This window comes from Allobosea massiliensis, assembly GCF_042655245.1.
Classification (GTDB): Bacteria; Pseudomonadota; Alphaproteobacteria; order Rhizobiales; family Beijerinckiaceae; genus Allobosea; species Allobosea massiliensis.
Genome location: NZ_JBHSLU010000017.1, coordinates 75628 through 87809, shown reverse-complemented (window position 1 = coordinate 87809; position 12182 = coordinate 75628). Strand labels below are relative to the sequence as shown.

The following is a 12182-nucleotide window of genomic DNA, read 5'->3' as shown; positions in this document are numbered from 1 at the left end:
TATGCCCAAGATCGCTCCGGACGAATGGTCGTTCTTCTTCCCCGACGAGGGGGAGGCGAAAGATCACGCCATCCCGATCATCGGGGGCATCTTCGATGCTGATCACGCCGCGAGAGAGGCCTGCTCCTATGATTGGAGCAGTCGTCACGGCGAAGAGCGAAACGGCGCCACCTTCAGGATTACCGTCGTCTCCCCGCTAGGGGTCGCCCACGAATTCAGCGCCTGGCACCAGCCGACCATCGAGCATCGGGTTCAGGCCGCCAAGCGCGTCGCATAACGAGGCAGCACCGCTTGCGAGACTAAGCCGTCGGAGCGGGAAAGCCGATCGGTGACCTAATCCCGGAGAAACGAAATGCTGCACGTATGCTCACTCCGTGCTGCGGAAAAGCAAAAGCGGAAGTTCGCGGCCGTCCTCACCCTGGAGTCGCCGCGCACCGCGCGCCGTGAACGACTGAGGTTCCATGCGCAGCCGGCGCCGGACCACCTCGTGCTGCGGTTCGAGGATCTCGACTACGGCCCGCCGAGTGTCACGCTCCCCACCCGGGAACATGCCCGGCTCGTGCTCGAATTCGGACGCAAGCACGCCGACGGGACGCTCCTGGTGCACTGCGCCGCGGGCGTCGGCCGCTCGCCAGCTGCTGCTCTGGTCGTTCTCGCGGACCGGTATGGGCCCGGGCGCGAGGCTGATGCGCTTGAGGATCTTCTGGTCCTTCGGCCGGAGGCGGTACCGAACCTTGCACTCACCGCCGCGGCCGACGCCGAGCTGGGCCGGGGAGGGGCTCTCCTATCCGTCGTTGTCGCGAAAAACAGCACACGCGATGACTGGCAATCGGTTCGCGCCCGGAAGCAGGAGCTGTTCGACTGCTTCCCCGACACCTTCGCGTGAGGGTTGAACCAAGCGACGACATCCGCGTCTATAGGGGTGTGTCCGCTTGGGAGTGCTCAGAATGAAGATTGAGAATGAAGAGCAGCACAGCCTGGCCGTCGACGAGGTCCAGCAGTTGAGCGGCGCGATCGAGGGCAGTCGCGAAGAGGCTCGCCTGATCGAGCTCGTTGACGCGATCGACGCTTGGAACGCGCTTCACGCCTTGTGAGCAACCCTTGATCGGTTGTCCCGATAAGGGCAGCGACGTATAAATCCAGCCACTGATTTAAGTCGATTTTCTGGTGGAGCCGACGTGATTTCCTGATCGCGCCGGTGCCATTCCCATTGCTGATGCGACGTCCCGCGTTCTGCGCCGGGCAAAGAGACTGAGAACGATGATGGCATGCTGCGCTCGATATGAATCCGTTCAGGTCACGCCCGAGGACGCCGCGTTCTATCTGCTCAAGCGCACACTCGCCGAACTGCCTCAGCCCGCGATCATTGCCCGCTCAGGCCAGCCCGGCGCACGGGGCGTAGCGACCTTCGTTGCGATCGGAGTGCGGTTCGAGGTCCCGATGAGCCACGCGGTCACGTCGGTCTGCGCAACCGCGACGACAGGCAAGCTGGCCATCAAATCGCTTGCGGCTACCTCGGGCAGGCGCGTTGCTGATCCCGATCTCGAGTATCGCGAGACCCTTAGGGTTATCGACGAGACACTGAGCGGCACCGAGGTGAGCCTCGAGGTGCTCAGAGGGCTCTCTGTCCTGCGAGGCGCCATTGCGACACGCCTCACCGTCTCGAGCCTGTGCATGGCCGCCTAGAAGGCGATTGCGCATCGCGTGATGCGCGGGCGCTCTTGCCCAGGAGAGCGCGCTTCACGCAATCTGCAGCCCAAGGGGGCGCTATGACGATCGCAGCGGTTTCAGGAGTGAGGCCAGAGGACCTTCCTGAGGGCATCACCAAGCCCTACCACCAGTTCTGGATCCTTCCCGACGGCCGCCTGTGCGGCCTCATGCGCCTGCTGTTCCACTGGACGGTCCATGTGGATATCGACTTCACTGGCTACAGGGAAAGATACTGCTTCATGACGCCCGAGCTGGCCATCGAGGCGATGGACCAGTGGGACGGCACCGGCGATCCGATCAACTGGCATAAGCACCCGTCGACGCGACGGCTTCGACCAGATCGCACGCCGGCCTCGGAATGCCTCGAATAGTGGCTACCGCCATTCGGTAAAGCCCCGCGCCAGAACCTTACTCACGCCTGGGTATTGTGATTCCGGATACGCATCCTGAAACTCTGACATTTGCAGGCATGCGGGTTCGACGGGCCCGTGCGGTCGATGGAGTGCGATAGGATAGGCACTGGGCAGCTTCCCGCTCGCGCCCGCCAGACATACGCCTTCAGCTTCGCAATATCGCTTCTTCTGCTTTTCGCCCCCAGTCGCATCGGTGATGAGATTGGTCAGGACCACAACGAACGGTGCATTCGATCCGCTGATCTTTGCCACCAACAGCAAGGAGCGCTCGTAGGGGATGACAGACCCTGTGATGGTCTCCTTCCCGCGATTTATGGTTGAGGTCACGGTGAAGCGGGCGTCGTCACCCTCGACGCCGAATGTGATCACGCTGATCATCACTTGAGTTGGATCGAGGAAATACGGACGGAATGAGACCCATGCACCCGCGAGCCGCGCCGCGCTCTCAACATCGAAATTGGCGCCCTGATTAAGGAAATCGTGAACCGCCAGGGACAATCCATTGACACTAGCCCGGGCCCTGCCGCCCTGGGCATCCCAGGCCGCCTCCAGGTAGGAATGGTGCACCGTGTGGAACCAATCCCACATAGGGACCATGATCCGCCAATCTCTGGTCTTTGAGCCATTCTTGAAGTTGGAATAGGTCTCTTCGGAGAATTTGGGCGGTTTTCCGCCGTCGCCTGCTTTGTTGGATGCGATAGCTCGCTCGTTGATAGCTCGAACTTGGTCGGCTTGTGAGATATCACCCTCGTCGCTAAGAAGTCTGATCGCCGCCCGAAGCGTGTCGAAGTAGCGGGCGTCGAATTCGAACTTAGGCGGCAGCATAGCGGATTTCCCCGGCGTCCAACTCCGCACCCTAATTTGGTTGATTTAGAATTTTCCAGAAAATTCATGATGACGCCCGGCGCGCCGGCAGTCGCGCGTCACAAACACATAGTGAACGTTAGACGTACAAAATCGCTGAGTTGCGCTTTGCTGGGTCGGTCACTGGTGTCTCCTCACGCGAGAGACGCCGTCAGACAAATGGGGCATGGCGTTCGGCGACCGCGACCGCTCGATCGTCGTGTTCGAGCGAGCCGACTACCGCCAGCGCTACATGGCGACAAACCTCACCATCATCTCGGCCGAGAGCGCCCGGGCGAAGAGCGTCCAATCCGCCATCGACGCCCTCAATCAGAAAGCAGCGTGAGCCCATGACCAGCAGAAAGCCCCCGACGGCCGCCGAGAGTTTCTCGAAATTCAGTCTCGACGAGCGGCTTCGTGCGCTGCGCTATTATTTCGGACAGCCTGACGCCGATGTTCATGCCCTCGCCAGCCTCACTGGCCTGGCCGCGGAGGACATCTCCAACCGGCAGAACGGTTCGGAGCCGCTCGGCGATGGCTTCAGCGCCATCCGGACATGCAGCCTGGAATGGCGACGCGACACGCTCACGCCTAGCTACCTTGGCGACTGGCCGTACTGGCGCGACGCCATCCATGGCTTCTGGGCGACAGGGTCGCTTGACCGCGTCGAGCCCCGCTATCCCGCAGCGCTCGGACGGTGACCCGATGAGTGGCATCCCCAATACCCCAGAGAATGCCGACAAGCTCGCGACAGCCTTTGTGAAGACCCTGACGGAGTGGCTCACAGCGCAGGAGCTCGCGAAGGTTCGGATCGACAACGCGCGCTTCCGCGAGCGCGGTGACACGCTCGTTTGCGCCTCGCATGACGTGTGCGACGCCAATATGGCCATGCTCGAGGCCTTCCGCGCGACCTTCGAGCGGGCTCCGTACTGCGCCGATGATGTCGACGCCGGCACATGCTCGGACGCCGATGTCGAAGGGGAATGCGCCCTTTGGTGCGCAGCCTGGGCACTCGCAGATCGGGACCTCGTCGCCCCGAAATGGCAGGTCGAGTTCCCTGACTTTCCGCACTCCGACCTGCCGGCCATCCCGGATTGGTGGGTCGACCAGAGTTGGAAAAACGATGCCTGCCCATTCTGGGTGGGTCCGCCCAATACGGGCATCTTCGTCGACTATGCCGATCCCGCCTGGAGGGAATTCCAGGGCGGACCCCGCTTTGTCGTGGTCAGGCTCGAAATGGATGGAACACATCCCATTTCACCCGACGCAGATCCGCTTCTGGTCTCGGACGACTGGGATGCCGTCACGATCTTCGTCGAAACGCGGCGAGGCTGAAGGCTCGCTTCAAGGCCAGTGAGCGGTCCAAGCATAATTCGACAGATTGCGAATTCCCCTGCCTTCAAAAATCGCCATAAGAGCTTGCCCAAACGCATTTCCGCGTTTATTGGGATTTTCCGCTAATCCATCAGGATTTGAGACAGTGACCCGCGTGTCGATAGCCATCGCCAGAACGATGTCGACCTCCGCCAAAAATTGGCGGGGACACGCAGACGCGCGCCTTCAACCGACAACCCCAGTCGGGTCACGGCCATTGAGCTGTGAATTTGCCGAAGGCGTCACTGTCCGGAATAGCCCAACTCTCAGAGCAGGTTTCTGACCCTCTGATGGAAGCGCGACCGGACCCTAGAGTTCCGGTCGTGGATTAGCACCTGGCGCATACGTCCAGGCTCCTCGCACCGGGAAATTACATCCCGAAGAGGAGCCGAGCAGATGCACGGCGCGAAGTGGACTCCCGAACTCGATGCGGAAATCATCCGCCTGCGGCGCGAAAAGCGCCTGACTGCGGCCGCCATTGCTCCGCTCGTCAACCGAAAGGTTGGCGCGGTTTTTGCGCGCTTTCGCAACCTCGATGCTCTCGTCATGGATCGCCGCGAGTGGAGCGCGGACGATGTCGCTCGCCTGGTCAAACTCGTCGGCGACGAGGAGAAGACCATCCGCGCGATCGCCGATGAACTCGGTCGCAACGAGAACTCTGTCCGCTGGAAGCTCGATCACCTCGGGATCAAGCCCAACCGCCGCCAGGATTGGACGCCGGAGCAGATCACGCTGCTGCGCGACGCGTTTGCTCGCGATCCGAAGGTCAGCAACGCGGACCTCGCGAAGATTGTTGGCCGCCCGGAGACGAGCGTCGCCGCCAAGGTGAGCGATCTCAACCTGCGTCCTGCTCGCAACTGGACGACGGAAGAGGTCGCAAAGCTGCGTGCTGCTCGTTCGCTCGACGATGCCGTGCAGACGATCGGGCGCGAGCGTGGCGCCGTCCTCGCCAAGGTCTATGCCCTCGAGATCCGCTTCCCGGATGCTCAGGACATGGCCTGGACCGAAGAATCGAAGGCTCGCCTGCGCGAGCTGATCGGGGAGCGCGGTCATGGCGATAATGCCCTTGCCACGATCGCCGTCGAGCTCGGTCGCACTGTGCGCGCTATCAAGGTTCAGGCCCGCAAGCTTGACCTGGTTGAGCGCAAGCGACGCCGCCGTCCACTCGACGCCGCTGGTCGCGCCGAGATCGTCGATGCTGCCAAGAGCGGCATGTCGATCACCGTCGCGATCAAGGCCCTGGGCCGTGACGTTCGAATTCTCCGCAAGACCGCGGAGGAGGAGGGCGTGGCGTTCAAGGTGGCCGTGCGGGCAGCGGTCCCGAGGGTGCCGCGTCCTCGCGTCATCAAGCCTGCCCCGATCCCTGCCGAGGCCTCCTTCGCCACTTATGCGGAGCCGGCCATCGCGGTGCGGAGCGCGCGTGAGGTGAAGGCGGAGCTCGTGCGGCTTGCGGCGGCTTCGACCGTGGCCGTGACCCGCATCGCGACGCCGGCGCCGAAGGTGGTCCAGAAGCGCCCAGCGGAGCCCGCTGAGGTCCGTCGGGCGCCGAAGGTGGCTCATCCCGAGGTCAAGGTCGCTACGGCCCCTGCCGTGGCTCCTGCGCCCGTCGTGGTGAAGGCCACCAGCCTTGCACCGGTGGCGGAGCCTGTTCGCGGCGTTGCCTATGCCAAGACCGGCAAGCGGAGCTTCAACAGCTTCGTTCGTTCGTCGGGCAAGGACGGCGGCCGTGATGCAGCACTGGCCCTTCGCGCCAACACGGCGGACGCCGTGGCGCAGTTCCTCGCAAAGCGGGGGGCGACGAAGGCCACGGTCGATCCGGTCGAGGCGACGGTCGCAGCCATCCGTGGCCGCGGTTACTCGCTGATCAGGCAGGGAGATGGCTTTGTCGTCGACGGTCGCCATCACCTGGCGGACGACGCGGCGCTCTTCGCCTTCGCCGAGATCCGCGGTCTCCAGACGCCGCCGGCGATGCAAGCAGCCGAATAGGCGAGGGGGCTGGTTCGCCAGCCCCCATCCTGACTTTCCGAGGAACGACAATGGCCAAGCATTATCCGGCCCTCGTCCTCAATGCAGATGCCAGACCGCTCAGCTACAGCCCGCTGTCGCTCTGGCCCTGGGAGGACGCCATCAAGGCGGTGATCGCAGATCGCGTCACCGTTCTTGCGGAGTACGATGAGATCGCGCGCAGCCCCTCTTTCGAGATCAGGCTGCCATCGGTCATTCTGCTGCGCGAATATGTCGACCTGAACCGTCCGGCGGCTTTCTCCCGCTGGAACCTCGCGGTTCGGGACAATTTCGCATGCGTCTATTGCGGGGATGGCGACGAGCTGACGTTCGACCACGTCATCCCGAAATCCAGGGGTGGGGCGAGCGCTTTCTCAAACGCGCTTCTTGCCTGCGCGAGGTGCAATTCGCGCAAGGGCAACAGGACGCCCGAGGAAGCTGGGATGGTGCCACGCCATCGGCCGTACACGCCGACGGTTGCTCAGCTACGTGAACTCGGCCGGCGTTATCCTCCGCCGGATATTCACCGGTCCTGGCTCGACTACGCCTATTGGGATACGCCGCTCGAATCCTGACCAACGGGGCCGATAAATTCGGCCCCGTTTTTTTGTTGCAGAGGTCAAAACCTGACGCATCCTGCGCCCGTGTGAGAATGGAAAATCCCGATATGAAATTCGCTGAAAAACTGTCAGCTCAGGTGTCGGCGCTCAATCCGCGCCTGACCCTCGTCTTCGTGCCGGCAGAAGATGACTCCATGGATCCGGAGATCCAGCTGCATCAGGACGGCAAGGACACCAACATCGCGATCCAGCTTGGCGCTGGCTATGTCGGCATCGACCGCTGGGTGGAGGCCGAGGAGACCTCCTACGAGCTCTACTTCGGTGAGACGCCCGACGATGCGGGTGAAGCGCTGCTGCAGATGATCCGGGATGGCAAAATCCCATAAGGGCAGCCGTTCGAAAAACTGCCCACTTTCCCCCGGGAGGGTGGTTGGGGTAAAACCCGCATCCTATTACAGAACCGCTCCGCTAAAGGATCCCGAGATGGCAGATGCAATTGAGTGGGATCGCGTTCGTCTCCCGAATGGAAAAACCAAGTTGGTTAGCGTCGGGAATGACGGAGAGTGGAGCATAATACCAGTTATTTCGATGGGTGGTAATGAGTATTGGTGCGATTGGCGCCTCTGCTTCCGACCTACGTCACCAGCATCCCGAGAGAATATCTTTCGCGAACACTACTACAATGGGGCCCCTCGGCTTTCTCGGGAGGCCGCCGCGCTGCGGCACGCTCATCTCGGATACGAGATCCCATTACACGGCACTTTCTGGTCAGAGGAGGCCGCGATAATCGCCACAAACACCCTGGTTTTTGGCGACCCAACCGGATCCACCGCGGATATTCTGGCCGCCGCCGGGTTTGTGGCCGACGGGCTACCATGTCCGGACACATATCGTGGCAAACCGCTACTCGAGCAGGAATACAGGAAGGAAATGATCGGCGGGGCTTTCAAGCTGAATTTCGGGAATTGGGCTAACCTGATTTTCGATATCGCCGACAGACCTAAATCCGAAGAGCCGTGGGAAATAGGCAACGTCTGCAGGGATGCCGGCAGTTCGAACAGGTTCCCGATTTTTTGGCCCCAGACGATCGAAGACAACTTCCAGGTTCTGGCACTTCGAGCTGTTCTCGCGGTCATGGATCGCTACATCGCGAGTGGAGAATTGGCCCTAGATATCCGTGATTGTAAACGGCCGTCGACGGTCTCGCTGCCTGGATAAAACTCCGCCAAAAACAAGTGGGCCGCCATAAGATGCGGCGGCCCAAGACCTCTCCATCACGGCCGCGCGCGACCGTGTCGAAGGGGCCTATAAAGCTCCCGGGCCACAGGTAGCCCGCCGGTTCCAGAGAAACCTTTCTCGCGGCTTCGTCAGCCGCAGGCAAACCCTGTTCGAGACTGAACTGCGACCCCTCATCTGCTGATCCCTCGGCAGTCGGCTCGCGGCTAGTGGAACCCCCGCCTCAGACGAGTTGGCCGGCTGCCTTCCGGAGACAGCACACATGAAATCCCTTCCTATCCACCTGAACCGCCTCGACAAGGCGCTTCGGGCTCAAGGTGTCGCGTTCAAGCGCCACCAGCTTCTCGAGACCTGCGCCGCCGCGTTCGGGTTTCACAATTCCAACGAGGCGACCGCCGCCGCCAAGAAGGGTGCCCTCAATCCCCCGGCCGCGCCCGCAACCGGCCGCTTCGAACTGGGCGACGGGCAGAACCTGATCGTCCTACTCGACCCTGTCGCGAATGCTCCCTTCGCGGTCGATGAGAGCTTCCTCGAGCAGCAGGACGCCGGCACCGGCAACCTCTTCGGCGTTTCTCCCTATGGCCATCTCCTCGACGTCACGAGCGCGGTGGGCACAGAGCTGCAGACCATCGCCAACACGCTCGGCAGCGTCGACAGCGGGCGTGAATTCGAGTTCAAGATTCACACCGCCTCAATCGATCATAAGCACGGCACAGCCACTTTTTCGTCCCCGACCAAGGAGGGCGTCGAGGCGGAGGTGGAAGCCTGGTGCGTGCAGTACTGGGAAGAGGTCGCGCACCGCTTTCCCGAAGGCCACAAACTCGAAGGCACCGAACTGATCGATGCATATTTCGAGGCGCACGACCGGGAGTTCCTCACCTACGGCGATACCGCGATCCATCTGACAGCGAGCGACATCCTTGCTGCAGTCGGGCAAGCGCCGCAGCGCGATCTGCCCGCCTCTCGTGCGCCTGTTCCCGTTTCAGCGATCGCCGCCGATCCCGTCGACCCGTGGGCCGACCATCCGGTCTACGGTTCCGAAGACTGGCGCTACGAGGTCGGCAACGGAGACACCCGTCAGAGCTACGCTGAGTGGGTTTCAGCGAAGATTGAAGAAGCAGGAGAGGCGGATCATCCGCCCATCCAATCCTGGTCTCAGGATTATCCCGACGGCCACGACGGACCTTTGTGTCTCACCAATGCCTGCTGCGAACCTGTTGATGGCGGACCCGAGCTGTTCTCGCGTCACGGCCTGAAATGGTCCGTCGATGCAAACGGGATTTTCTATCCCCTCACGAAGGACGAAGCACGATACATCGGTGAAGACAGCATCACCATGCCGAACGGCTTCCATGCCGAACTCGGCTACTCGTTCTTCTATCAGGGCGCCAAGTTCGTCGGCGCTTCCGTCGAGGTCGCATTCAATCCTGAATCAAAAGACAGTCGCGACAAAACCCTCGCTGAGGTCAAAGCCTACGCTTCTCACATCGAAAAGGCAGTGAAGGCGGTTGATGGCCACGTCCTCGTAACCGAGGACGACGTCATGGGAGATAGACACACTATCCAGGCTCTGATCCCGTTCGACCGTGTCCCGAAGATCGCCATCGATTTCGACGACTGGAAGATCCAGATCGCTCGCATTCTGATGCCGGCCGACGGACCTCGCGTGATCGCGCATTTCCAGCCGCAAGCCTGGGTCAAAGATTACGCTATCGACGTCGATGCATCCGGCGAAACCGAGTGGGATATTACCGCCGAAATCGTCGCCATGGACCCGGACAAGGCGCAGGATATCAAGGACGACTCCGACGAAAGCGACGCTTTCACCGGCTCCAAATCAGCTCCGGCCTTCGTCAGAGATTGGTCCGGGCCGTATCACGTCTCAGTCGCCGACCAGATCGCGGCATACTTCGCGCAGATCAAAAACGGCTGACCCATCTGCGCCGGGCACCGCAAGGTGCCCGGCCGACATGGACATTGGAGAACCCATGCATCATATTAGCGCGATGGGAAGCGCTGCACGCCTCACCGCGACTGCTTTTCCGGCTCGGCCTCAGAAGAGGCTGGAAGCCGGCACCGGCGAACACATGTCCGCTCTCAAGAGCGCCATCGTGGAGGCCACGAGCGCGGCAGTCCAGCAGCACCATAAGGCTGGCCTGCCGGTCTATGTGCTCGACGACGACGGCAACCTTTGCGCTCAGACCGCCGCGGGATCGCTGCGCCGGCTGACGCAGGCCGAAATCGACGCGGCCCTGTCCTAACCTCCGGAGATTTCCTTGCCTTGGCTATGGATTCTTGCGGGCCCTAACGGGTCCGGCAAGACGACGATCGCTGCCCATCCCCGGGTCATTTCTCTCATGGCCGGCAGCTTGAGCCTCAACGCCGACGACGTCGCAAAGTGGCTCGCCGAGCTCGACGGCACCGAAGTGACCCCCGAGATCAGCCTCAAGGCCGCCCGCCTCGTCGACCACGAGGTCGATCAGCACGTGAAGAAGGGCCTCAGCTTCACCGTCGAGACGGTCCTGTCATCACCGAAATACAAGGCCACCGTGAAGGAAGCCAAACGGTCGGGCTTCCAGGTCGGCCTGGTCTTCGTCTTCACCAGCCGCGCGGACCTCAACGTTCTGCGGGTCTCTCAGCGAGTGAACGCCGGCGGACATCATGTGCCGAAGGACAAGGTCCGCGCGCGATGGATCCGGTCGATCCGGAACCTGCGGTGGTTCGCGAGCAGGGCCGACCAGCTGCTTGTCATCGACAACAGCAGCACGCCTGAATTTCTGGTCGAGCGACAGCCCGACAGCGACTGTCTGCAGGTGGCGGATATATCCACCGAAGCCGTCGCAGACTCGCTACGTCGCGCAGAACTCGCGATCGAGCGAAACGCCCGGCGGCGCTCAAGGTCAGTTGAGTGAGCAGGGATTATCGAATTCGATATTGATATAAGCCCATAAAGGGATGTATTGATTTCGACAGTCGGAGCATAGCGCAGCCTGGTAGCGCATCTACTTTGGGAGTAGAGGGCCGCAGGTTCAAATCCTGCTGCTCCGACCAAATTATTCTCTTTAAAATTCGGCGCGTGGTATAGCGCCATGGAATATCGGTTTGGGGCCATAGCTCAGCTGGGAGAGCAATTGCTTTGCAAGCAATAGGTCGTCGGTTCGATCCCGACTGGCTCCACCAAATTCCTCGGTTCGCCGGCGTAGCACAGCGGTAGTGCAGCGCATTTGTAACGCGAAGGTCGGGAGTTCAATCCTCTCCGCCGGCACCATTCAAATACCGAAGAGGTCGTGATATCCGCACTCGCCTCGAAGCTGGATCTCACGCCATGATTTCAAAATTCTGGACCGTCGTCGCGGCCCTCGCGCTCGCAGCCGCGGCGCCAGCAGGCGCAGCTCCGTTCGATGTCAACGTCCAGCACCTCGGAAACAAGCTGAACGAGGTCATCACACGTGGAAGCGCGCAAAATCGGGTGTCCCTCGTCGAGTGCCGCGACAGCTTTGCCAACACGTGCACCTACAAGATCGGTGCGGCGATCATCACCGCCAGTGCGCCGCGGGAAAATTACACCAGGCTCGACAAGGTGGTGATCCAAATCCGCCAATCGGACCCGACAGCGGTACTCGATTTCATGCAGGCCTGCCTGGCCGTGGTCGGACTTTTCACGCCCGAAAAATCGAGCGCTGATGCGGCCGCTATGATCTCGAAATTGGTGTCGGACGCAGCCGGCAATCAGCAGGCAAGCACCTGGAACGAAAACATGTATTACACCGTGTCTTCGTTCAGCAGCGCCATCGAGTTTCGCGTCCTTCCAAAATGAGGACATCGCTTCCGGCACCGTAGCCGCAAAGCAGATCCCCCAGATTCACCGCAGTCAGCCGAGGCCGTCCCGTGCAAGCGCACCGGGCGGCCTTTCTCGTTTTCTGGCGTGCGTGAATTCCCTGTCATCGAAGCCACCATTTTCGAAATCGCAGCCGCCGAGATCGGCGCACATGCTGGAGGGTGACCCCTATGTCGATCGCAGCCCAGGTCGCGTCCGCGTGCG

17 protein-coding genes and 3 tRNA genes are annotated in these 12182 nt (G+C 61.5%); 19 read left to right on the top strand and 1 reads right to left on the bottom strand.

The window, feature by feature from the left end; genetic code table 11:
- Nucleotide 1 precedes the first annotated feature (1 nt).
- The 5 genes from ACFPN9_RS09365 (at nt 2) to ACFPN9_RS09345 (ending at nt 2081) form a co-directional block, all read left to right on the top strand.
- Nucleotides 2-277 (top strand): hypothetical protein, encoded by a 276-nt coding sequence (locus tag ACFPN9_RS09365; RefSeq protein WP_377816617.1) that lies wholly within the window; start codon nt 2-4, stop codon nt 275-277.
- A 75-nt stretch (nt 278-352) separates the two neighbouring features.
- The gene (locus ACFPN9_RS09360; protein ID WP_377816615.1) at nt 353-886 is read left to right on the top strand and encodes a tyrosine phosphatase family protein; all 534 of its coding nucleotides are present in this window, start codon (nt 353-355) and stop codon (nt 884-886) included.
- Nucleotides 887-947: 61 nt separating this feature from the next.
- A complete protein-coding gene (locus ACFPN9_RS09355; protein ID WP_377816613.1) occupies nt 948-1094 on the top strand; it encodes a hypothetical protein in 147 nt (48 codons plus the stop codon).
- Nucleotides 1095-1260: 166 nt separating this feature from the next.
- On the top strand, nt 1261-1686 hold the full coding sequence (locus ACFPN9_RS09350; RefSeq protein ID WP_068204239.1) for a hypothetical protein: 426 nt from the start codon (nt 1261-1263) through the stop codon (nt 1684-1686).
- Nucleotides 1687-1769: 83 nt separating this feature from the next.
- Complete coding sequence (locus tag ACFPN9_RS09345) at nt 1770-2081, top strand: hypothetical protein (protein WP_068204237.1); 312 nt, start codon at nt 1770-1772, stop codon at nt 2079-2081.
- Nucleotides 2082-2084: 3 nt separating this feature from the next.
- Here ACFPN9_RS09345 and ACFPN9_RS09340 read toward each other — a convergent pair whose 3' ends face one another.
- Nucleotides 2085-2948: a hypothetical protein gene (locus tag ACFPN9_RS09340; protein WP_377816610.1), complete on the bottom strand. Its 864-nt coding sequence runs from the start codon at nt 2946-2948 to the stop codon at nt 2085-2087.
- A gap of 205 nt (nt 2949-3153) precedes the next feature.
- On the opposite strand from ACFPN9_RS09340, the gene ACFPN9_RS09335 reads away from it, so the two are divergent.
- From ACFPN9_RS09335 to ACFPN9_RS09270, 14 genes are all read left to right on the top strand, one after another.
- Nucleotides 3154-3312 (top strand): hypothetical protein, encoded by a 159-nt coding sequence (locus tag ACFPN9_RS09335; protein ID WP_377816608.1) that lies wholly within the window; start codon nt 3154-3156, stop codon nt 3310-3312.
- 4 nt (nt 3313-3316) lie between these two features.
- Nucleotides 3317-3667: a hypothetical protein gene (locus tag ACFPN9_RS09330; RefSeq protein ID WP_377816606.1), complete on the top strand. Its 351-nt coding sequence runs from the start codon at nt 3317-3319 to the stop codon at nt 3665-3667.
- 4 nt (nt 3668-3671) lie between these two features.
- Nucleotides 3672-4301 carry a hypothetical protein gene (locus ACFPN9_RS09325; protein WP_377816604.1) on the top strand — a complete coding sequence of 210 codons (630 nt, stop codon included), beginning with the start codon at nt 3672-3674 and terminating at the stop codon, nt 4299-4301.
- 435 nt (nt 4302-4736) lie between these two features.
- The gene (locus tag ACFPN9_RS09320) at nt 4737-6326 is read left to right on the top strand and encodes a hypothetical protein (RefSeq protein ID WP_377816602.1); all 1590 of its coding nucleotides are present in this window, start codon (nt 4737-4739) and stop codon (nt 6324-6326) included.
- 50 nt (nt 6327-6376) lie between these two features.
- The gene (locus ACFPN9_RS09315; protein WP_068204222.1) at nt 6377-6919 is read left to right on the top strand and encodes an HNH endonuclease; all 543 of its coding nucleotides are present in this window, start codon (nt 6377-6379) and stop codon (nt 6917-6919) included.
- A gap of 92 nt (nt 6920-7011) precedes the next feature.
- Nucleotides 7012-7290 carry a hypothetical protein gene (locus tag ACFPN9_RS09310; RefSeq protein ID WP_377816599.1) on the top strand — a complete coding sequence of 93 codons (279 nt, stop codon included), beginning with the start codon at nt 7012-7014 and terminating at the stop codon, nt 7288-7290.
- A gap of 97 nt (nt 7291-7387) precedes the next feature.
- Nucleotides 7388-8122 carry a hypothetical protein gene (locus tag ACFPN9_RS09305; RefSeq protein WP_377816597.1) on the top strand — a complete coding sequence of 245 codons (735 nt, stop codon included), beginning with the start codon at nt 7388-7390 and terminating at the stop codon, nt 8120-8122.
- Between the two features lie 280 nt (nt 8123-8402).
- Nucleotides 8403-10073 (top strand): hypothetical protein, encoded by a 1671-nt coding sequence (locus tag ACFPN9_RS09300; RefSeq protein WP_377816595.1) that lies wholly within the window; start codon nt 8403-8405, stop codon nt 10071-10073.
- Between the two features lie 154 nt (nt 10074-10227).
- The gene (locus tag ACFPN9_RS09295) at nt 10228-10401 is read left to right on the top strand and encodes a hypothetical protein (protein ID WP_156449799.1); all 174 of its coding nucleotides are present in this window, start codon (nt 10228-10230) and stop codon (nt 10399-10401) included.
- A gap of 15 nt (nt 10402-10416) precedes the next feature.
- Nucleotides 10417-11052, top strand: a complete 636-nt coding sequence (locus ACFPN9_RS09290; protein ID WP_377816593.1) for a zeta toxin family protein — start codon at nt 10417-10419, stop codon at nt 11050-11052.
- A 62-nt stretch (nt 11053-11114) separates the two neighbouring features.
- Nucleotides 11115-11191 (top strand) — tRNA-Pro (locus tag ACFPN9_RS09285).
- Nucleotides 11192-11244: 53 nt separating this feature from the next.
- Nucleotides 11245-11320, top strand: a tRNA-Ala gene (locus tag ACFPN9_RS09280).
- Nucleotides 11321-11333: 13 nt separating this feature from the next.
- Nucleotides 11334-11408 (top strand) — tRNA-Thr (locus tag ACFPN9_RS09275).
- Nucleotides 11409-11465: 57 nt separating this feature from the next.
- The gene (locus ACFPN9_RS09270) at nt 11466-11957 is read left to right on the top strand and encodes a hypothetical protein (RefSeq protein WP_377816591.1); all 492 of its coding nucleotides are present in this window, start codon (nt 11466-11468) and stop codon (nt 11955-11957) included.
- Nucleotides 11958-12182: the final 225 nt, after the last annotated feature.